Here is a 21,634-nt window from a genome sequence, read left to right as displayed (position 1 = left end):
CTAAACCAACCCTTGGGAGAATATCTCCGAAACAGCCCCGCGAGGCAGCTGAATTGTAAATTTAGTACCTTTCCCCGGCTCGGAATCAATCCTTATCATGCCACCGTGATTGCGGGTAATTATAAAGTAAGCCACGGACAATCCTAATCCCCCGCCACCTTCCGGTCTAGTACTGAAAAAAGGTTCAAAGGCCTTTTTGCGGGTATATCTGTCCATTCCCGGTCCGTTATCCTCCACTTCTATGGTCAGGTAGGCATTGTCACTGAAAGACCGGATCACTATTTCCGGAGAGCTTCCCTCCACTCCGGCATCAATCACGGACTGTGTTGAATTGCGCACAAGATTCAGCAGCACCTGCTCCAACTCACTCGGAAAGCAAAACACATGGGGCAACCCCTCTTCAAATTCCTTCACAAAATTGATCTTGCGGAAATCACATCCTTCTTCGTGGCAAAAATCCTTGTCCGCAATTTCAATGATCCGTTCGACAATATCAGGTACAGAACAGTAACTTTTTTTACCTCCTGATTTGCTTGTGAAATTTAACATATTCAGAATCACTTTTGCGGCACGGGCACCGGCCTCTTTGATATCCTCCACCATGCTCAGAATTTTACGTTCACCAAGATAGCTGCGCACCGCTTCAAGGGGGACTCCGACTTTACAGGCAACCTCAATGTTTCCGGGAAGATCAAGTGAAAGCCTGCGTTCAATATTCTGGGCCGACTGAGTTATTATTCCAAGAGGATTATTTATTTCATGCGCCATTCCCGCGGAAATGCTGGCTACAGTGGTCATTTTCTCAGTCTGTATCATCAATTCCTGAATCTTCATCTTATGGGAATAGTCACGCAGAACCCCAACCATACGGATCGGAACTCCACTGCTGTTTTTTAAAAAGCTTCCCTCATCCTCAACGTAAAGATAACTGCCGTTTTTACGCTTGAATCTGTATACAGAGACAAAGGGGCGTCCTTCACGAATACAGTCATTCAATTCACCGAGCACTTCATCCCTGTCATCAAGATGAATTTTGGCTTCCCATCCTTTGAGGTCCACGGATTGAAATTCATGATCCTCATAACCGGTAATTTCATGAACGGCCCCGGACCATACTATTTTACCGCTATCGATAGACAAATCATATACCATTTGGCCGGTCTTTTCCGCCATCAGCCGGTAACGCTCCTCACTTTGATGCAAGGCCTGCTCAGCTTCCATGAGTGGGGTCACATCAGTGACAAATCCTTCTAGAATTACTCCGTCTTCGCTGCGGGTATCCACGCCCTTTTCCCAGACCCACTTTTCCTCTCCCGAAGCGGTCCTGATCTTATAAATGATTTCAAATGGTTCACGATCCTGCACCGCCTCCTGAACACACTCCCAGACATGCGCCTGATATTGGGGCAAAATAAGATCGGCATAGGAGATATCACGGTTTTCAATCAGCGATTCAGGATGGTATCCGGTCAGCTCAAAGCAGCCTTCACTGGCAAAATACATGGTCCAATTCACATCATTACGGCAGCGGTAAGCCATTCCCGGAATATTTCCGAGCAACGTTGATAGAATTTTTTCTTTTTCACACTCCATTTCCGTCACTGGAGAATAGGAGCTCCGTGAATGGATATCCCCCTTTAGAACAATCAGCCCGAAACCGTCATCATATACCCCTCGCCAGATAATAACCTCAACAGGTGATTCCAACTCAAGGTTTTCCACGGGACTGGGGGACGTTTCCATTATCTTCTTCACATATCCGTCCAGCCCCTTCAGCAGAGAACCGGAAGTGGAAGTGTCCAGATATTCCCCGACAGTCAGTTGCCCGGTAAGAGCCGAAGCCTTTTCACCGCCCACAAAAACAACTTGCCTGTTTTTATCAACGCCAACGACTATACCGGGGTAACCCTGAGCAATAAACTGAAGACTCTCCATGATTCATCCTTCAAAAAAGCAACACTCTTGAAGCACCTCAAACGCAATAAGACCGAGAACATTTCTTATTATACCATAGACTGCATATATGAACATAGAATTTTTTTATGAATTAAGACGCTCAACTCCCAGCACGTAAATATTGCCATTCAAGGCTTCCTGCGTTACCTGATGCATCAATACTTTTTTTACGGAGTACAAGATGGCTTCAAATAATATTTCAGGCGAAATCGTCCTCATCTTCACAGGCGGAACCATCGGCATGAGCGAAAATGCTGAAGCCGGAGGAGTGGTCCCGGATGACAATTTCACCAAACTTCTTAATGAAGTAACCCCCGACGGACATGATATAAAAATCAGGCCCGTCCTCTGGTCGGATATTCCCAGCCCGCACATGTGCCCGGAAAGGATGCTAAAGCTGGCTAATGATGTGGAAACTTTTCTCAGCGAAGAAGAGGTATTGGGTACGGTAATCCTGCACGGAACAGACCTCATGGCCGAAACAGCATACGTGCTGGACCTGACCGTGCGCTCACCCAAACCGGTCATCCTTACCGGATCGATGCGCTATTTCAATGAAGCCGGGTATGACGGCATACGCAACCTTGTGGACGCCGTCCGCACCTGCCTCCTGCCTCCGCCGCAGGGAACCGATGTCATCATTCAGATGGCCGACAAACTTTTCACGGCCAAGAATGCCATCAAATCCAGCTCCCTGAATGTTGACCCCTTCATCGGTCAGAATACAGGACGCCTCGGTTTTATCGCCGGTGAATCGGTAATCCTGACCCGTGCAAAATCAGGCCGCAGACCGCGCCTGTCTTTTCCTGTCACAGCCATGGAAGATAAAGTTCATCTGGTGGGCTGCCATCCAGGCATGAATTCATCCATATTGGAAAGTCTACTTGAGAATGGTGCGAAAGGAATCGTGCTGGAAGGTTTCGGAGCCGGAAATACCCCTCCCGGAATTGTCCCCGGAATTGAAAAATGCATAGAATCCGGAATCCCTGTAGTGCTCTGTACCCGCTGTGTTGAAGGCGGGGTCTGGCCCATCTACGCCTACCCCGGAGGAGCCGCCAATCTTAAACAGAAAGGGGTCATCATCGCCGGCGCCCTCTCAGCATTGAAAGCGACCCTGCTCCTGCAGCTGCTGCTGGGATCGGGATGCTCCCGCGATGAGATTAAAAAAATATTTACAGAAGAAAGCGTATAAATGGAAAAGGCCCGGTTTACCGGGCCTTTTGTTTTAACTTACATATCTTCCAGATCGATGCGCTCCGCTATTTCCACCAGCGTACGCACTCCGAACCCGGTTCCCCCGGCTGATCCTGCCGGAGTCTTTTTCTTACGCCATGCCGGTCCGGCGATATCCAGATGCGCCCATGGAGTGTTCTCGGGCACAAACTCTTTGAGGAACATACCGGCATGGATGGTCATGCCTTCACGGGAGCCGATATTTTTAAGATCGGCAACTTCACTCTTTAGCTCCTCCTTATAAATATCCCAGAGCGGCATAGGCCAGAACCTTTCGCCTACGCTCATACCCGATTCAACAACCAGATTCTGCATAAAGGCGGAATTATCCATCACCGCGGCCACATCCCATCCGAAAGCAACAATGCATCCCCCGGTAAGGGTGGCTAGGTCGATAATCGCCGCCGGTTCAAACTGCGCGGAATAGGCAAGCGCATCGCAGAGCAGCAGACGTCCCTCGGCATCAGTATTTAAAATCTCAATTGTCTTGCCGGAAAATGAAGTGACCACCTCTCCCGGACGGGTGGAAGAGGCATCCGGCATATTATCGGCACAAGGCAGAATGCCCACAACAGGCAGATCAGGTTTGATTTCACCGATGGCCCGGAAAAAACCGAAAATGGCAGCAGCCCCGGCCATATCGCACTTCATATCTTCGATGAATCCGGTGGGTTTAAGGGAAATACCCCCGGTATCAAAGGTAACTCCCTTACCTACCAGAACCAACGGTTTTTGCCCTTCACGGTCTTTAGGGCAATATTCAAGCGTGATCATCCGGGGCTCATCACTGGAGCCGCGAAAAACAGAAGCATAAGCGCCCATGCCCTTATCGATGATCTCCTTGCGCTTCATGGCCTTGAATTTGAACCCGTACTGCTTGGCAAGTTTTTTGGCCTCTTCAGCAAGATAAACAGGAGTGGCAACATTGGGCGGCAAATTGACCAGATCGCGGGCGTACCCCATTCCCAGTCCCACTGCCTGTCCCCTGAGAATCATTTCTTCAAGATAAGCTGGAGGTTCTTCTTCGGTCAAAAAACGTACTGTCTCCGGCAGTTCTTTCAGGTCATCCTTTTTGGATTTAAATTCATTAAAGGAATACAGTCCCTCAATAGCCGCGACTACGAAGTGAACCAGCTTCTCTTCAAGGGCGATGCCTTCAAAAGCAATTAAAGGCACCCCTACGGTACGAAATTTAAGCTCCCGACATTTGCGCAGGGCTGAACTTACAGCCTGAAAAAATTGCTCCACGCCGAAATCTTTTTCCTCACCAAGCCCGACAACAAGTACCCGCTGTACGGACGATCTACTTCCGTAAATGACGGAAGAACTGCCCAGTTCAGCGGAGAAATCACCTAGAGCAGGAGATCCGGCAACCCAATCCGCTTCCGTAGCCATCCATGAAGAAAAACCGGAAAGATGTTCGTCCGCATCTTTGAAAGCAAAAAAAATAACCGCATCCGCAGACCATGCGGAGGCCTGTTCTCTAACTATGCTGAATTCCATTTACTGCTCCATATCGTTTGCTGAAATGATATTTAATTAGGGCTGACCTGTTCCACAAAAGAAAAGGTGCCGTTCTCATATTTGACAATATCCACACTTTTCATAGGAGTCCTGAGTCCCTCAGGGAAATAAAAATCTCCGGTAACGCCCTTGAATCCTTTCGTTTTGGATAAGGATTCACGCACCTTTTCAGGATCATCCACCCCAGCCTTTTCAATAGCGTTAGCCAGCAGCATTACCGTATCATACCCGAGAGCAGCGAATCCTGATTCCGGACCGTTACCAAACATATGCTCATAGCTGTCCACAAATTCCTGCACCATGGGTGCCGGATTATCATAAGCCACGTGGGTGGCAAAATAAATGGAATGCGCATATTCAGCAGGGATATCATGCAGTCCCGGTGTGTCAAAACCGTCTCCGGAAACAATAGGCTGATCAAAGCCGGCTTTGCGAACCTCGGTTATATACTTGGGGGCATCGGGCGGAACGGAAGACATAAAAATCAAGTCGGTTTTATCTTCACTACCTTTCGGCAGGGGATATTTCGCAGCACCGGAATTATACCAGACTTCATCTGCGATGGTTCCTCCATATTTGCGGTAACGACGCTTGAAATACTTGGCAAGGACCTTAGTGAACTCGTTGGAGATATCCGTACCCACAAAACAGCTGGAAGTATTGAGCCTGCGCTTGGCAAACTTTGCAACGGCGCGGGCCTGCATGTTATCCCCGAAGGCAGTCATAAAAAAATATTTACCATACATGTAAGGCAGGTTCTGCATGGTAGCTCCGGCTGTGATAAAGATGATATCTTTTGCCGTGACAGCGGGGGCCGCGGCCATTACGTAATCAGTATCGTTCAGGCCGATCACCGCCACCATATTCTTCTGCCCGGCCAGCGCTTCGGAAGCCATTGCGGCGGAATCAAGATCGGAACGGCAGTCTGAAATAACAAGACTCAATTTGCGGCCCAGAATCCCCCCGCCGGAATTGATAATCTCCTTGGCCATTTCCATACCGAGAAGTCCGGGCCGATCAATGGCGGCCATATTACCGGTCAGATTGTAGAGCACCCCTACCCGGATTATCTTATCCCCGGCAAAACCATGCGCCGGAAAGAGAAGCATGCCCAGCAGGCAAATCACAAAATACAACCGCATATATCCTCCTAAAAATTCATAACATTATGCATTTAATCTTCAAGGCCCTCTTTACCCGCAACATAAAACATCAGGCAACCGTAATCTATAGAAACAGAGGCTTAATTGTGCTGTTTTCCCAGTTTGGCCTGCTGGGCTTCAAGAAATCTCTGAAATTTGCTCAACTCAGCTTCACGTTTTTCAGGCACAAGCGGAAACTCAGCTTCTTCGCGATATCGTTTTTCCGCTATGTTCCGGTTGACCGGCATTTCCGTTCCCCGCCACCCCGCACTGTCCCGGACCAATTTCTGAATATAGCTTACTCCCAGAAAAGCACGGGTAACGCGGGTGTTGTCGCGCAATTTACGCATATCCTTAAATTCAGCTTTAGACGATACTTCCTGAATCATTTTATCAAGGCAGACCATTTTTTCCGGCATATGTACCTGCTCAAAAACTGCCCCGTGATTGTTCAGGATATGGCCCCTATCCCCGGCCGTAGCCGGATCAATATAAAAAGCGGCATAAAGACCGGACTGGTCATAAACCGAAAGATCACAGGAAAGATCCACCCCGACCCCGCAGGTCAGGCAGCTCACATCCCGGTGCCGGGGTAAGACATCGCGCTTGAACCATTCCCCGCTGTTGGAGGGATCGGTGATCACCCTTTTGTTTTCCGGGGCAAACTCGCGTACCGGAGAGCGCATCATGGTTCCGGCCAGCAGCTCGCTTGTCTGCATCCATGCGGCAACACCAAGCACGCCTTTAAAATCCCGGCGGCGACGTCTGGAAAGCAAAAATAATCCACGGTAAAGGCGGTCCAGCGTAGTGCCGTCCTTCTCACTGGAATCAAACATTATGTATTCATTGAAAGCACCGGAAAGCGTCAGATTAAAAGGAGTACGGATCAGCACCGACCCGGTATCGTTTCGCGGAACCAAAAAATCAGCAAGGTCATGCCCGTCTGTAGGCAGCCACCCCATGGTTCCTCCGATTGTGATCATGGAGCCGAGCACTTTCATATAATCTTCAGGAACTTCGCCGAGTCCTCCCACACCTATTGAATACTCAGTCTGTGAAAAACCACGCGAAAAGATGCGGGATTCATCAATTCGGGAATGATATATATCGGCAACAGATCCGATCACTTTCAGGTCTGCCGGTGAGTTTTCGCCGGGAACAAAACGGAACCGTCCGATGGGTGAATCAGCTGTTTCCATACTATCCCAGTTTTCAAGAGCCTGCCGCTCCCAGTGCACGGACTGCAAAAAGCCCATGGCTTCACTGCGGGTGGGAAAAATATTCAGTGAACCAGTCATTCCGGCTGTATCAAGCACGTTGCGGCAATATAAGCAGAGAGCGCAGATAGCCAGTGCCCCGTTACGGCTGCGCAGGATTTTCATAGTCCGCACAATGGATCGGATCCCGGCACTGCTCAGATAACGGACATCAGCCATATCAAAAGCCATACAAGCCAGTTTTTCATCGTCGAGGACATTTTTCAAGGCCCTGTCCAGTTCCCCGGCGCCATAGGCATCCACTCTTCCGCCCATACTGACAACTACAGTATCCCCGTGTCTGCGCACTCTTATTTCCACTCGCAACTCCTGTTCAATCCCTCAATAAATATGTTATCAGGTTCGGGACCAGCATAGACATAAGCATAGTGAATTGTGAAGTTGCTTCTGGAAAAACTGTACTATTTTTTACGGCTCTGGTAATTATGTCTATAAGAGGGAGTATCATGAAAAAAAGGCTGAATTTTGAAGATGATGTTGCCGAAAAGTTACACGGCAAACTCATACCTACAAAAGAAGCGATCAAACTGCTTAAAGCAATGGTGATCAGCGATGAACCCGCGCCGGGAAATCCGGTGTGCGGCGATAGAAACTGCATTGTGCTTTTTGAATCTCTCTGCCCGACATCGGAAAAGACGTCCTCTTCCATGGCGGAAGTATGCATCTGCGCAGGCGAACCTTATGCTTCCCGCGCAATCAATGACAATCTGGGCAAATCCAGACGCATAAATGAAGAAGAAGCTATAAGAATTTTGGAAACAAAAAATGCGAAAGGTCATGTGCATTATATTTATTTCAAGGAATGCGAATCCGGAAAGTTCTACGCCATCTGCAACTGCTGTCAGGACTGCTGCGCCACTGTGGGAAGCGAACATGGCAAAGGTCCTAAACTGATTCCGGCCGGCTACATTGCCGTGGTGGACCCGAATAAATGTATCGGTTGCGGTCAGTGTATGGAATATTGCCCGTTTGGAGCCATGAATCTACGCGACAAGCGTATGCGCATCAATCCCAGAAAATGCATGGGCTGCGGTGTGTGCACCAACAAATGCCGCAAGGAAGCGTTGCGCCTTGCCCGCAATAAAAAACATCCTGCCCCTTTGCTGGTGGATAAACTTAAGAATAAATGACCGTAGGGCTAACCGTCGGGAAAAGTTCGCCGTAATTCAAGAATTTCATCCATATTAGCAAAAAACAAATCGGTCAGATGCGGATCGAACTGTTTACCCTTACTCTCTGCAAAATAATCCCTAATTTTTTCAAGGGGCCATGCCTTCTTATAAATCCGGTCACTGCACAGAGCGTCAAAGACGTCAACAATACCTATTATCCGCCCGTAAACATTTATTTCTTCACCGGAAAGACCGCGGGGGTAGCCTTTTCCATTCCACCATTCATGGTGCTCATAAGCAACTATTGCCGCGGCCTTGAAAATAGGGCGCTCGGAATGCTTTAAAATATCATGCCCGATTGTTGTGTGGGTCTTGATCAGATCAAATTCTTCAGGAGTCAGCTTGCCGGGCTTGTTTAAAACGGTGTCCGGGATACCTATCTTGCCGACATCATGCATGGGTGATGCGAGACGCAACAGCTCTGATTCCTCTTCGGACAATCCGTAACGGCGGGCCAGTATGTAAGAGAATTCGGCCACTCTGCGCACATGGTTTGCAGTTTCATTGGAACGTGTTTCGACCACTTCGCCAAGAGTGAGGATGACTTCCTTCTGAGTTTCAATCACCTCGTCCTGTATAGCCATCAGAGCATCCTGAGCCTCGCGCCTGACTTTAACCTCATGGCGCAGAGCTCTGGTCCTTTTTTCCACCTCGGCTTCAAGATGTTCCTTGTAGCGGCGGTTTTCTTTAATCAAGCCGGCCCGCTCAAGCCCCTGGCCGAGGACATGCTCCAGAATGCTAAGATCAACAATGGGCTTGGTAACGAAGTCCCAAGCACCAAGACGGACCGCTTTGATGGCGTCCTGAATGAGCCCGGCACCGGAAACAACAATTATAGGGGTATCGGGACTGTCGCTGGTTACCTGCTCAATAACCCCGAACCCGTCAACCTTGGGCATATTAAGATCTACCAAAATCGCATCGGGATTTTCCCGCTTAAAAATCTCAATCCCTTCCTCTCCGTCACGGGCATCAATGGTATTAAACCCGGAATCGCTGAGATAGTCGCTGATTGTTTCCCTTACAAAATCTTCATCATCAATAACGAGGATGGTTAATTCAGAATTATCCAATGGTTACCCCTGATCATTTTTACCCTGCAATTACTAATTCGACCACTTGCATAAAGACATAGCAAAAAAACAATATATTTAAAACTGTTATTCTAAAAGTTGCATCCTGAGCCATGACCCAAAAAAAAGTGCCGAAAAGTTAAACTTTCCGGCACCTTAAAAGACATAATAACAGCAAAAAATCTTTAATCTTCAAAACGCTTCATGGAAATAATGCTGATAGGATCAACCGGAACATCATCCATGGGTCCGTAAGAACCGGTCTTTACTTTCTTAATTTTTTCAACAGCTTCCATGCCGTCGATGACTTTACCGAATACGCAGTAGCCCCAACCCTGAGGATTTTTGCCGCTGTGATTAAGAAAACCGTTATCCTTCACATTAATAAAAAACTGTGAAGTTGCGGAGTGTGGGTCCATAGTACGGGCCATGGCCAGAGTTCCTACTTCATTCTTAAGGCCGTTGTCAGCTTCATTCTCAACCGGCTCAAAAGTATCTTTCTCTTTCATGGAGAAGTCGAAACCGCCGCCCTGAATCATGAAGTTATTGATAACACGGTGAAAAAGAGTTCCTTCATAAAAACCTTCATCAACGTAGCGCAGAAAATTTTCTACTGTTTTGGGGGCTTCTTTTTCAAAAAGTTCAATCAGGACTTCACCTTCAGGTGTTTCCATCAGTACCATGGGATTGGACATATTTAATTCCTCCGATTTTTTATCTTACCCTCAACGGGGATTTTCATCTACAATAAAACAAGAAAGTACGCCACTCCGAGCAACATAAGCATCAAACTGGGAATGACAACCTTTTTCCACGCCACCACCATATCCACCTTGAAATACTCGCAGGTCAGTAAAAAACAGATATGAAGAGGTGAGGCCATTATTCCGGAAAAGCCGCAGAACATACAGAGCACAGCCCATGCCGGAAGTTGATCCTGCAGTCCGGCAGCCTGTACAAGTCCAACCACCAGCGGCATAGCAGCACCGACAAAGGCCATGGTAATCCCGGCGATAAAACCGACCAGAAAGGGTATAAACATGGCCGCGGCAATAAGTGCGGCCTCGCCTCCTGCCACACGGGACAGTTCGCTCACCACACCACTTGAGCCAAGAATATCCTTGAACACAAAAACACAAAGAATCATGAAAATCATGTTCAGGAACCGTTTTTCAAAAAGCACATTCCGGATAATCTGCATTGAACCGACATTAGCGAACATGGAGCAAAAAATAGCTCCCAGCAAAGCCAGAACAATCCCGATCTCAAAAGGAACTCCCGTGAAAATTAAACTAAGCAGTGTTTCAAAAAAGAATGCGCCTACAATGGCTACAATAAGCGGCAGTCCTTCCTTAATCACTTTTTTGAAATCACGCTTATTCGCGGAAAAACCGGACTCACCAACGGTTTCGCGCAAAGGCAGCACCGAAGGCCGCAGATAGAAAAAATATCCGAGTCCTATACAGGCAAGCGTGCCCGGAAAAGTATAGCTGAGATACTTAAAGATACCCATTCCGCACAAAGAGGCAGCGAGTATCATGCCCGGGTAAAGAGGCCATGAAAGCTCCCATACATGCCGAAACCAGTAATTTATGACCACCTTGTCACGACCGCTCACATCGAGTCCTTCTGCGGCTTCCTGAATCATTGGCGCGGAAAAGATGGCCCCGCCGGGCATGGGCAGCAGACCGATAAGTGCCGGAAAGAACACAAGCCGTAAGCGGGGGCTTCTGAGATATCCGGACAGTGACTCCATTATTCTTCCTGCCTGCCCTGTTCGCTCCAGCAGGCCGGACAGAATCATGATCAAAGCCACTATCAAAGCCAGAAAAATTGTCTGCTCATCCAGCAGAGCCTGAATTCCGACTTCGATAACCTCCGGGACGCCCATGGAAGTTAGAAGAGCCAGAACTCCTCCCCCGAGCAGAATAGACGGTCCCACTCCGAGTTTGAGCCTGATACCGGCCAGCATGCAGATAAATACGAATAGAACTTTAAAAAGAGGAAGAAAGTTATGAAAAATTTCCATTTTTTACCCCGAATACCAATAAACAGATTAGGGAATCAAAACCAGATTTTTGCGTGCGATTTTGTTATCAGGATCAATCTGTAGAGCTCTGCGCAACCATTCTTTGGCCTGTCGGTTATCACCACGCATGTAATAAAGCAGTCCCATGTTAATCATGTGGTTAACCTGCTTCGGCTCCAGCTGCTGTGCTCTTTTAATATCGGCAAGTGCCGCTTCAAATTTACCCTGCTTCATATAAACAATTCCCCGGTTACCCAAAGCTGTGGCGTAATCAGGTTTTATCTGTAAAGAACGCCGATAGAGGTCTAGGGCGGAGTAGAGATCGCCCTTGCGGCTGAGAATGGCGGCAAGGCTGCTCATGGCTTTATAGTGGGAAGGATCTGCCTCGATCGCGGCCTTGAACTGCTTTGCAGCCTCGGTGAGATCCTTTTCCCGTTCCAGCAGGTTGCCGTAATTGTAATGCATATGATGATTGTTTTCGGTAACTGCCAGCGCGCGGGTGTAGAGGGCTTTACTATCTTTCCAATACCCGGCTTGGGTGTAGGCCACAGTCAGCAGCACCGCTACCAGAATTGAGCCCAATACGGTGACGGCCTTTCCGGGCACACGCCCCTCACGTACCAGACGGGCTGCTCCGAAAGCCAGGACCATATAAATCCCCATAAAGGGGATATAGGCATACCGGTCCGCCATGGACTGATCACCCACCTGCACCAGTCCTATCACCGGCACGAGGGTTCCCAGATACCAGAACCAGCCCACCGCACCGAGGGGAAATTTCTTGAAAAACCGGACTACAGCAATTGAAACGGCAAGCAGTAACAAAGCGGCAAGCAGCGGCTTCCAGAGCGGGATATCATGCGGATAAGGATAAAAGACAGCGAGATTGATCGGTGCGACAAGCTCCCCAAGATAGGCCACCCATGAAACAAGAGCATTGGAGATACGTAGGCTCAAGGGGAAGGATTGCACGCTTTGCATGGCTCCCCCGCCCTGCTGCGCCATTACAGTCAAAACACAGGACAACACGGAAAGGGCAAATAAGGGCAGCTTCTCAGCAATAAGTTTACCCAGTTGCGCCAGTAATTTTTTGGAAAAATCAACTCGGTTCAACGGCCAGATATCCAGCAGTACCAGAGCGGCAGGCAGAGTAACCACCATGGGTTTGACCAAAATTCCGAGACCGGTAAAGAAAAAAGTAAGCCCGTAGGATGCCGCTTTTTTTTCTTTAGCAAAGCCAAGCCAGCTGTGCATGGCACTGAGCCAGAAAAAGGTGGAAAGCACGTCCTTGCGCTCTGCAACCCATGCGACAGACTCCACATGAACCGGATGCACGGCAAAAAGTGCGGCCACAAAAAAAGATGGGATTAATCCGTCTTTATCCTGTTTTGCTGTCGCTTTGAGCAGAAAAAAGAAAAGCAGCAGCACATTGCAGATATGCAGAAAAACATTAACCAGATGGCGCGCCCCAGCGGAATCACCGAACAGGGTGGTATCGAGCATATGGGAAACAACTGTCAGCGGATGGTAGTTTGAAAGCTGGAACGAGCTGAAAGCCCAGCCGATATTCTCTGCTGAAATCCCCTGCATGACACGCTGGTTGTTGGTTACATAGCTGGTGTCATCGTAAGTAACCAGCTCGAAACCTCCGCACTGTCCATAAATTATAAGCACCAGCACGGACAGTATCGCCGCCGCGATCAACGCTTTCTTCATTTCATTACCAGCCTTCGCAGCACTCATGATCAAACAGCCTGTTTTCTTTTGGGTACGTTTTTCAGAAAATCACTTTTAATCCAGCCCAGTCGATGTCCCAATGTCTCGCTGGAACAGCGCAGTACTCCCAGTCCATATTTAACCGAACGGGCAAAGCTGATGGAAGAAGAGTCATCCATATAGCGGGTGGGGCAGGTCACTTCCCCGATATCATACCCGGAATATATAATCTGACAGAGCATCTGGTTATCAAAAACAAAATCATCGCTGTTATCATCAAAAGGAATTACTTCCAGCAATTCACGGGAAAAAGCCCGGTATCCGGTGTGGTATTCAGAAAGATGATAGCCAACCATCAAATTTTGGAACCATGTCAGCACCCGGTTGGAAATATATTTGTAGAGCGGCATGCCGCCTTTACGCGCACCGGTTCCCAGAATCCTTGAGCCGAGCATGCAGTCAAACACCCCGTTGGCGATGGGCGAAACCATAGCTGAGATAATCAACGGTGTGTACTGATAATCAGGATGAACCATAACCACCACATCCGCGCCCATTTCAAGAGCGGTCCGGTAGCAGGTTTTCTGATTTCCGCCGTACCCGGTATTACAGCCGTGAACAATGGTTTTGAGGCCCAACTGCTCTGCTTGCGAAACAGTATCATCACGGCTGCAGTCGTCGACCAGCAGAATTTCGTCCACCACTCCTGCAGGCAATTCATCCAGAGTCTTCTTCAAAGTGGTTGCCGCATTATAAGCGGGCATAACCATCACAACTTTCTTATCACTAACCATTTACCGGTTCTCTCCTGAAATTAACTGCCTGTTATTTATATTTCGCATAGGAATTTATCGACAAAGGCAATTGAGTACCACCAAAGCCCGAGCCTAATCAAGTTTAGGAAACCGCAGATGTTGCCTGCGTCCCCTCTTTCTAGTAATCAAGCAGCAACTTTTCTACAGAAATTTTCAGCATAGGGGATTTTAAATGCAAGAAGCGGAAATCAAAAAATATATCTATAAAATCATAATGGATAAATGCACTGCCGACGAAGAAGCAAGGCAGGATGCATTAGGCGAATTTATAGCCATGACCATGCCCAATATCGACGAAGGCGCGGTCCGCAACATCAAATCCATGATCCCGCCCATCACCGATCTGTATGATAAATGGGCAGGCATGTTTGTTGACCGGCTGATGGAAACCGTTCCCCGCGACCAGATCGAGGAACTATGCAGCGGTACTCCCGACAACGATTCCGCGCTTGTGCTGGTCTATATCATGTTCATGGAATCGGAACGCATGGAAAAGCAAGTCGCCGAAGACATCTCCGCCTTTGCGCCCACCCAGAACGATGAAGCAGGCAACATTGCCAGCGCTTATATCCGCTCTAAACTGACACTCATTGCCGAAGAGCAGAAAAAGAAAGACTCCATAATTCAGTAAAGGACTAAAAAAATGTTCAGTAAAATAATAGTCAGAACACCGGCGCAATCCCTTGGGCAAGGGTTGACCGAAGCCGGTCTGGGCTGTCCGGATATGGAACTTACTGCTGCTCAGCACAAAAATTACATTGAATATTTCACTCAGGCCGGGATCAAAGTGACTGTGCTGCCTCCGGTAGAGAAATTCCCGGATTCAGTATTCGTGGAAGATACCGCAGTCATGATCCCGCACGAAAACGGCACAGCAGCCTTCCTGACCTGCCCCGGAGCAAAGTCCCGGCGTGGTGAAGTGGACGAGATAGAAGCTGCCCTCGCAGCCGAAACCGACCGGATAATCCGTATGGAAGGTAATGGTTTAATGGAGGGCGGCGATGTTCTGCTCATGGGTAAAACATTTTATGTAGGCATCGACAGCCGCACCAATGCTGAAGGATGTGAACAGTTTACCGCGGCAGCAGCAGAATTCGGCTACAAAACAGTACCAGTGCCATTTACTAACGGCATGCCGCACCTGAAGACAGAAGTCTCCGCTCTTGATCAGGAAACGCTGCTCATGAGCGCCCGTTTTGCCAAGCGTGAAGAATTCTCAGGATTCAAAAAGCTCATCGTTCCCGAAGGTGAAGAATACAGCGCCAACTGCCTCTATCTCGGCAACAGCCTGCTCGCCCCCGAAGGGTTCCCCCGTACAGCGGAGCTGCTTGATAAAAACGGTTTTACACCGGATTTTATCAATATGTCTGAATTCCGCAAAATGGATGGCGGGTTAACCTGCTTATCTTTACGCTGGTAGCAATTTCAAAGGGGCTTCTCCCTATCGGGAGTTGCCCCGCTTATATGGCTATTTTATCCAGAACATCCTGCAGGATTTCTTCTTCACTCTGATCGGACCGCACAATGTGGTGAGCCGCTTCCATGAAGCTGGGTTCAAAACGGTTAAGCATGAGTGAAATCTGCTCACGCGCATCTTCGGAACCGTCGGAAGCGGCCAACAGAGCCGTAAAGTCGCACATTATGAATATGACTTTGCCGTTGCTTTTGAGCAGTTCGCGGATTTTTGCTGATTTTGCGGCTCCCCGCGGCAGGCTGATTATCTGATTGTCACCGGCGGCAAGCTTCTCCAGAACCGGGTTACCGTCGCTGCGGCTGACAACAACAAATTCCCGTTCCAGCTTTTCGGCCACCTGTGCTGCGATGGATTTGCGCAATTCATCATTAAGACAAAATAGAAAAACATTTCCGGAATCACGTCCGCCTATGATCATGTCTTTGGCCATGCCCGGCACGTAAACATTTTTCTTATCTTTTTCTTCCACCTGATATTCGACATCAACCATTTCTATATATTCTTTATCCATTTCAATTCCTTGTATTATCAATCCAGAATCCGAGCAGATTATTAACTAATCATTTGCGCGAAAGGGGCAAGCCTACCTGCGCTTAAAATAAACAGTGCGTTTATACTGTTCATCCTCGGGATGCGGTTTGGAAAGATAAGCCAGCTCCCATTTTGCGGAGAAAAGATTCACCGCGAAATCCAACAGACTGAACAGACCATCTTTAATAACCGCCTGCGGGTACAATTCCAGAAAGCTTTCAATTGTAACTCCGAAATGCTTTTCCACATAATATTCAGGACGGAAAGTAAGCAGCATTTCAGATTCACTGCGTTTTTCCAGCCCCTGAAGGATGGCGACCATATGCCCTTTGGCAATATTCACCTTACCGAGGATATCTATGAGCATGCCCAGATCAAAAGTCCTCTCCGGCGCGTCATAAGCGAAGTTGCAAAGCCTGAACTCGACATTGTCTACGGAATAAAGCGCAGCCAGCTTTTCAGCTCCGCTTACAACCTTGGGTTCAATGTCATAGCCGACGACTTCCCTTGCCCCGTGTTCACTGGCATAAAATGAGAAATGGCCCAGATTACAACCAAGATCACAGACGCTCTTGCCGGAAAAATCAAGGTCCTTGAATTCAGGATCTATTCCATCGATATCTTCACCGACGCCATCGGCAAGACGGGTTTGTTCAAAGTCGTGAAGGGGCCGCCAGATCAGGTCTTTCCCCACCTCGGCGACAATTTTTTTTAATTCATCATTTCTGCTCATGCGGACCTTCCGGAGAATTGTTAATTTTCTAAAGACAAAAGGGATATATCCGCATAACGCACTCAGCTCAAGAGTTGTTTAAAATTGCATGAAATGTGGATGCGTGCTACTCGGATAAGCCGAAATCAGGAGATTATTTTGGAACAGATTACTGAACAGTTTGCCTACGGCACCTCGATCATCCACACCATGCATCCCGGATTAAGGCTGGCCTGTGCATTCTTCTTTTCACTTACCGGAGCCTTGGTAACAAATCTTGCGGCGGCAGGCAGCGTCTTAGCGACGGGATTGATTTTCGCAATTTTCGCCCGGCTGAATTTTAAAATCCTGCTTAAACGATTGCTGCTCATAAATTTTTTCATTCTTTTTCTATGGCTGTTCCTGCCCTTTTCCAGGCCAGGGGAACCTGTTTTCAACATCGGCCCCTTTACCGCCACACTGGAAGGAATCATCTATACTGCGATCATAACCTTGAAATCAAACGGGATAGTTCTCACCATGACCGCCCTGATCTCCACCATGCCGGTGCAGACTCTCGGCGCGGGTATGCAATCCCTGAAATTACCGGATAAATTGTGCCGCCTGCTCCTTTTCAGCTGGCGCTATGTGCATGTGATGCTAACAGAGTATACCCGTATGCGCAGGGCCGCCGCCATGCGCGGGTTCTGCCCCGGTACAAATATACGCACCTACCGCACTTATGCATGGCTCATGGGCATGCTTCTGGTACGCAGTCTGGACCGTGCGCACAGAGTCTGGCAGGCCATGCTCTGCCGAGGATTCAGAGGCACATTTTATACCCTGAACAGCTACCGCACGGGCAGAAAAGACCTGCTGTTGCTGACCGCCACCACATGCTGCATCATTCTTTTTATTTTTCTTGAGTTTAATAAAATCGAGGTTCTGCTATGAGTTCGACCATATTTTCCCTGCACGGGATTAATTTTTCCTATCCCGGAAATGAAGTCCTCAAAAACGTAGATTTTGCCCTTGAACCGGGCCGAAAAATAGGACTGACCGGGCACAACGGTTCCGGCAAAACAACCTTGCTGCATATCATAATGGGTTTACTTAAGCCGCAGTCCGGGCAGATCCGTTATATGAACCGGGAAATAAAAACCGAAGAAGATTTTCGTGAACTGCGCAAGGGCGTGGGGCTGCTTTTCCAGCAGGCCGATGATCAGCTGTTCTGCCCCACCGTGCTGGAAGACGTGGCTTTCGGTCCGCTAAATCTGGGTAAATCCCCGGAAGAAGCCCGCAAAATAGCCTCATACACCCTTTGCACACTGGGACTTTCAGGATACGAAGACCGGCTTTCCTACCGTCTTTCCGGTGGAGAAAAAAAGCTGGTATCTCTGGCCACGGTTCTAGCCATGGAACCGCAGGCGCTGGTGCTTGACGAACCCACCAATGATCTGGACCCGACCATGCGCAAGAGGCTGATCGAGATCCTTAATTCGCTTGATATAGCCATGCTGGTCGTTTCACATGATCTTGATTTTCTGGTACAGGTTACGGATATGGAATACTCGTGCAACAGGGGAACAATTTTACGCGAGGCTTCAAATTTCAAAGATAATAACGATTACGGACGGTGCGAATTCCAGCCGTAAAACAGACAGGAATCACAATGAACAAATTATGTAATCTGGTACTGATCATAGCCGCTCTCTTTCTCTTTTCAGGCTGCATTGGCGACGATAACGCGGTAACCATGAAAGTAACATCCACGGCCTACACTTCACATGTGGATCAGACTTCCGCCCATCCTTTTCTCGGCGCATGGGGCGATGAGCTTAAGCCGGGCATGAAATGCATCGCCGTATCCCGAGACCTGATCGCAAAGGGGCTGACCCATGACACAAAGGTCAAAATTGAAGGTCTTTCCGGTGAATATCTGATCAAAGACAAAATGAATAAACGCTGGACCAATAAAATAGACATCTATATGGGACTCGATACCAAGGCGGCAAAAGATTGGGGCAAACGCGAAGTCACTATAATTTTTGAGAAAAAAGATAAGTAATTAATACAGATGCAACAAAAGCAAAAGGCGTATCCACAAAAGCAGGATGCGCCTTTTTTTTAATCTTTAAAAGAGTTGCAAAAAACTTAATCCCAAAGTAGATCGGCTCTTTATTTTTAAGCCCAATTTACGTAAAGATGGGCTTTCGCGGCCCACGGCAACAATTGCGCCCCATTAAATTCAAGCCGCGAAAAATGGAGAATCAATTGAGCGAACGGAAAAGAAATCCTCATCAGTCCATACGGGCATACTGCCTGTGGTGCATGGGCGGCAGCCCGCAGCTTGTAAGGGAATGTGAGGACAGCGACTGCTCTCTTTATGAATTGCGCGGACCCAAAACCGAAGAATCACAGCGTACCTGTATCAGAGCCATACGCAGGCATTGTCTTGCCTGTACTGTCGGCGACCGTCAGGCCATACGCGAATGCAAAGAAAAGGAATGCGTACTGCGCCGCTTCCGCTTCGGAGTTCATCCCAAAACCATCCAAAAGCGAAAGAGACGTCAGATCGAAAAGAGTTACCTCACTCTGCCGGGACTTTAGCCACTGGCAGCTCTGCCGAGGGCTTTAAACCCTTTGAAAAGGGTTTAAAAATCTCAAACTTTTTTAATCAGCTTCGCATTTGGACTTAAAAAACAGCTTTCAATCAAAACCCGCAATATCTCTTGAGATATTGCGGGTTAATTGGTTTACACTTTTTTAAATAAAACGCCCTGAATAAAACCTGCGCTGACCGCAGGAGAGATTCCTACATGTCAGACCCGCGCATGCTGAGCGATATTCTTTTGCGCTGAATATCGACCTCCAGCACTTTTACTTTCAGGGCCTGCCCCGGATGAACTACCGTCGCCGGATCACGCACAAATTCATCTGCCATGCGGCTGATATGAACCAGACCGTCCTGATGCACTCCGATATCAACAAAAGCCCCGAAAGCGGTGACATTGGTCACGATGCCGTTCAGGATCATGCCTTCCTGTAAGTCTGAAACTTCCTTTACGGAATCATCGAACTGCACGGCCTCGAACTGTTTACGCGGATCTCGACCCGGCTTTTCCAGTTCCTTCATGATATCTTTAAGAGTGGGCAGCCCCAGATCATCTGAAACATAATCTTCCAGCCTCACCCTGGACCGCAGCTCAGCGGACTTGATCAGTTCACTCACGTCCGCCCCGAGATCTTTGGCTATTCCGGCCACGGCCTTGTAACGCTCCGGGTGTACGGCTGTTCCGTCCAGTGGATTTTTAGCCCCGCGAATTCGCAGAAACCCAGCACACTGCTCAAAAGCCTTAGGACCAAGCCGGGGGACTTTGAGCAAATCCCGACGCGAGCCGAAAGGTCCGTTCTCGTCACGAAATTTAATTACATTGGATGCCAGCACCGGTCCCAGTCCTGAAACAGACTGCAATAACCTTGCACTGGCCGTGTTCAACTCAACGCCGACCAGATTAACGCAGGATTCCACAACCCGGCCCAGACTTTCCGCCAGCCCTTTCTGGTCCACATCATGCTGATACTGCCCCACGCCGATGGACTTGGGATCAATCTTGACCAGTTCAGCCAGTGGGTCCATGAGCCTGCGTCCGATGGAAACAGCCCCGCGAACGGTAATGTCATAGTCCGGAAATTCCTCACGCGCTATTTCAGACGCGGAATAAACCGAGGCCCCGGATTCATTAACCATGATCACCTGAATGGATTGAGGAAGGCCCAGTTCTTTTACAAACTGCTCGGTTTCCCGTCCGGCGGTACCGTTACCGATTGCGACGGCTTCAATGTCATATTTTTTGACCAGCGAGGTAACTATCCGCGCGGCTTCTTTCTTTTTACCCTCTGATGTCACGGGATAGATGGTTTCGTTATGCAGCAGGGTTCCCTGCGCATCAAGGCAGACCAGTTTGGCGCCGGTGCGGAATCCCGGATCAAGGGCCAGTACCCGCTTACCACCAAGAGGAGGTGAAAGCAGAATTTCACGCAGGTTGGCGGCGAATATATTGATCGCCTCAGTCTCGGCCTTTTCCAGCAGCACCCCGCGCAACTCTGTCTCCATCTGCGGAGCCAGCAGCCTCTTGTAACTGTCCGTTGCCGCCATTTCCACCTGCTTGGAAACTGCCGAGCGGGAGCGGACCAGCTTACGGTGCAGAATATCCAGTCCTTCTGACTCTTCTGGACGGATGGTAACTTTCAAAAACTTATCCCGCTCCCCGCGAAACAAGGCCAGAATGCGATGCCCGGCCGCTTTTTTCGCAGATTCACGCCAATCAAACCAATCCCTGAACTTGGATGCTTTGTCCTCGTTCTCTTCGGCCAGCGCGGCTTTGGTCGGTTTGGATTCAATCACCGCCCTGCGTTCAAACAAAGAACGTATCGCACTGCGGGTGACTGTGTTCTCAGCAATCTTTTCAGCGATAATATCCCGTGCCCCGGCTAAAGCTTCGTCCACGGACTCCACGCCTTTTGCCGGCACAACAAAAGCCTGTGCTTCCTGCTCGGGATCACATTTCTGGGCAAAAATTTTATAAGCCAGCGGCTCCAATCCTTTCTGGACCGCAGCCTGTCCTTTTGTTTTACGTTTAGGCTTGTATGGCAGATACAAATCCTCAAGCTGACGCATATTTTCTGCTGATTCTATCTTTCTACGCAGGTCGTCATCAAGCTTGCCTTGCTCATCAATGGATTTCAGTACTGTCTCGCGGCGTTTATCCAGCTCTTTAAGTTTTTCAAAAAGATCACTGATAGCAGCTACCGCCACCTCATCAAGGCTGCCGGTCGCCTCTTTACGGTAACGTGAAATAAAAGGAATGGTAGCTCCTTCATCAAGAAGAGCGGCCACCGCCTTTACGCTTTTATCGGGAATACTCAGTTCAGACGAGATACGGGATATATTTTTGGAATTCATAAAAGGATTTACTTTGATGCGCTTAGCGCTTTTTT

General features: G+C 48.6%; 20 protein-coding genes. 8 read left to right on the top strand and 12 right to left on the bottom strand.

The annotated features are described in order from the left end of the window. The gene (locus ACKU35_RS06730) at positions 1-1,935 is read right to left on the bottom strand and encodes a PAS domain-containing protein (RefSeq protein ID WP_319764343.1); all 1,935 of its coding nucleotides are present in this window, start codon (positions 1,933-1,935) and stop codon (positions 1-3) included. Positions 1,936-2,137: 202 nt separating this feature from the next. Here ACKU35_RS06730 and ACKU35_RS06725 point away from each other — a divergent pair, with 202 nt between their 5' ends. Continuing rightward, on the top strand, positions 2,138-3,148 hold the full coding sequence (locus ACKU35_RS06725) for an asparaginase (protein WP_319764341.1): 1,011 nt from the start codon (positions 2,138-2,140) through the stop codon (positions 3,146-3,148). Positions 3,149-3,186: 38 nt separating this feature from the next. On the opposite strand, the gene ACKU35_RS06720 is transcribed toward ACKU35_RS06725, so the two are convergent. The 3 genes from ACKU35_RS06720 to ACKU35_RS06710 form a co-directional block, all read right to left on the bottom strand. Continuing rightward, positions 3,187-4,692: a leucyl aminopeptidase gene (locus ACKU35_RS06720; protein ID WP_319764339.1), complete on the bottom strand. Its 1,506-nt coding sequence runs from the start codon at positions 4,690-4,692 to the stop codon at positions 3,187-3,189. 32 nt (positions 4,693-4,724) lie between these two features. Next, positions 4,725-5,855, bottom strand: a complete 1,131-nt coding sequence (locus tag ACKU35_RS06715; RefSeq protein ID WP_319764337.1) for an ABC transporter substrate-binding protein — start codon at positions 5,853-5,855, stop codon at positions 4,725-4,727. Between the two features lie 101 nt (positions 5,856-5,956). Then, positions 5,957-7,432: an STAS domain-containing protein gene (locus tag ACKU35_RS06710; RefSeq protein ID WP_319764336.1), complete on the bottom strand. Its 1,476-nt coding sequence runs from the start codon at positions 7,430-7,432 to the stop codon at positions 5,957-5,959. 146 nt (positions 7,433-7,578) lie between these two features. On the opposite strand from ACKU35_RS06710, the gene ACKU35_RS06705 reads away from it, so the two are divergent. Continuing rightward, a complete protein-coding gene (locus ACKU35_RS06705) occupies positions 7,579-8,262 on the top strand; it encodes a 4Fe-4S binding protein (protein WP_319764334.1) in 684 nt (227 codons plus the stop codon). Positions 8,263-8,270: 8 nt separating this feature from the next. Here the strand turns inward: ACKU35_RS06705 and ACKU35_RS06700 are convergent, their stop codons facing one another. The 5 genes from ACKU35_RS06700 to ACKU35_RS06680 form a co-directional block, all read right to left on the bottom strand. Then, the gene (locus ACKU35_RS06700; RefSeq protein WP_319764333.1) at positions 8,271-9,377 is read right to left on the bottom strand and encodes an HD domain-containing phosphohydrolase; all 1,107 of its coding nucleotides are present in this window, start codon (positions 9,375-9,377) and stop codon (positions 8,271-8,273) included. Between the two features lie 185 nt (positions 9,378-9,562). After that, a complete protein-coding gene (locus ACKU35_RS06695) occupies positions 9,563-10,072 on the bottom strand; it encodes a peptidylprolyl isomerase (protein ID WP_319764331.1) in 510 nt (169 codons plus the stop codon). 47 nt (positions 10,073-10,119) lie between these two features. Beyond that, complete coding sequence (locus ACKU35_RS06690; protein ID WP_319764329.1) at positions 10,120-11,406, bottom strand: DUF401 family protein; 1,287 nt, start codon at positions 11,404-11,406, stop codon at positions 10,120-10,122. Between the two features lie 27 nt (positions 11,407-11,433). Continuing rightward, complete coding sequence (locus tag ACKU35_RS06685) at positions 11,434-13,149, bottom strand: tetratricopeptide repeat protein (RefSeq protein ID WP_319764328.1); 1,716 nt, start codon at positions 13,147-13,149, stop codon at positions 11,434-11,436. A 2-nt stretch (positions 13,150-13,151) separates the two neighbouring features. Beyond that, positions 13,152-13,916 carry a glycosyltransferase family 2 protein gene (locus ACKU35_RS06680; protein WP_319764326.1) on the bottom strand — a complete coding sequence of 255 codons (765 nt, stop codon included), beginning with the start codon at positions 13,914-13,916 and terminating at the stop codon, positions 13,152-13,154. Positions 13,917-14,109: 193 nt separating this feature from the next. On the opposite strand from ACKU35_RS06680, the gene ACKU35_RS06675 reads away from it, so the two are divergent. Then, the gene (locus tag ACKU35_RS06675; protein WP_319764325.1) at positions 14,110-14,568 is read left to right on the top strand and encodes a hypothetical protein; all 459 of its coding nucleotides are present in this window, start codon (positions 14,110-14,112) and stop codon (positions 14,566-14,568) included. A 12-nt stretch (positions 14,569-14,580) separates the two neighbouring features. Further along, positions 14,581-15,357 (top strand): arginine deiminase family protein, encoded by a 777-nt coding sequence (locus ACKU35_RS06670; protein WP_319764323.1) that lies wholly within the window; start codon positions 14,581-14,583, stop codon positions 15,355-15,357. A gap of 40 nt (positions 15,358-15,397) precedes the next feature. Here ACKU35_RS06670 and ACKU35_RS06665 read toward each other — a convergent pair whose 3' ends face one another. Both ACKU35_RS06665 and ACKU35_RS06660 read right to left on the bottom strand, forming a co-directional pair. Further along, entirely contained in the window at positions 15,398-15,922 is a 525-nt protein-coding gene (locus tag ACKU35_RS06665; RefSeq protein ID WP_319764321.1) for a shikimate kinase, read from the bottom strand. A 72-nt stretch (positions 15,923-15,994) separates the two neighbouring features. Continuing rightward, complete coding sequence (locus ACKU35_RS06660) at positions 15,995-16,675, bottom strand: methyltransferase domain-containing protein (protein ID WP_319764319.1); 681 nt, start codon at positions 16,673-16,675, stop codon at positions 15,995-15,997. Positions 16,676-16,813: 138 nt separating this feature from the next. On the opposite strand from ACKU35_RS06660, the gene cbiQ reads away from it, so the two are divergent. The 4 genes from cbiQ (at position 16,814) to ACKU35_RS06640 (ending at position 19,243) form a co-directional block, all read left to right on the top strand. Then, positions 16,814-17,587 (top strand): cobalt ECF transporter T component CbiQ, encoded by a 774-nt coding sequence (cbiQ, locus tag ACKU35_RS06655; RefSeq protein WP_319764317.1) that lies wholly within the window; start codon positions 16,814-16,816, stop codon positions 17,585-17,587. Then, on the top strand, positions 17,584-18,288 hold the full coding sequence (locus ACKU35_RS06650; RefSeq protein WP_319764315.1) for an ABC transporter ATP-binding protein: 705 nt from the start codon (positions 17,584-17,586) through the stop codon (positions 18,286-18,288). The genes cbiQ and ACKU35_RS06650 overlap by 4 nt, the downstream gene beginning before the upstream one ends. A gap of 17 nt (positions 18,289-18,305) precedes the next feature. Next, positions 18,306-18,701, top strand: a complete 396-nt coding sequence (locus tag ACKU35_RS06645; RefSeq protein WP_319764313.1) for a hypothetical protein — start codon at positions 18,306-18,308, stop codon at positions 18,699-18,701. Positions 18,702-18,907: 206 nt separating this feature from the next. Next, positions 18,908-19,243 (top strand): restriction endonuclease, encoded by a 336-nt coding sequence (locus ACKU35_RS06640; protein WP_319764311.1) that lies wholly within the window; start codon positions 18,908-18,910, stop codon positions 19,241-19,243. A gap of 205 nt (positions 19,244-19,448) precedes the next feature. Here the strand turns inward: ACKU35_RS06640 and ACKU35_RS06635 are convergent, their stop codons facing one another. After that, complete coding sequence (locus ACKU35_RS06635; protein WP_319764309.1) at positions 19,449-21,599, bottom strand: Tex family protein; 2,151 nt, start codon at positions 21,597-21,599, stop codon at positions 19,449-19,451. Positions 21,600-21,634: the final 35 nt, after the last annotated feature.

This window comes from Maridesulfovibrio sp., assembly GCF_963676065.1.
In the GTDB taxonomy this organism is placed as follows: Bacteria; Desulfobacterota; Desulfovibrionia; order Desulfovibrionales; family Desulfovibrionaceae; genus Maridesulfovibrio.
Note: the sequence above shows the minus strand (reverse complement) of the source record. Positions and strands in the feature narration are given on the sequence as shown.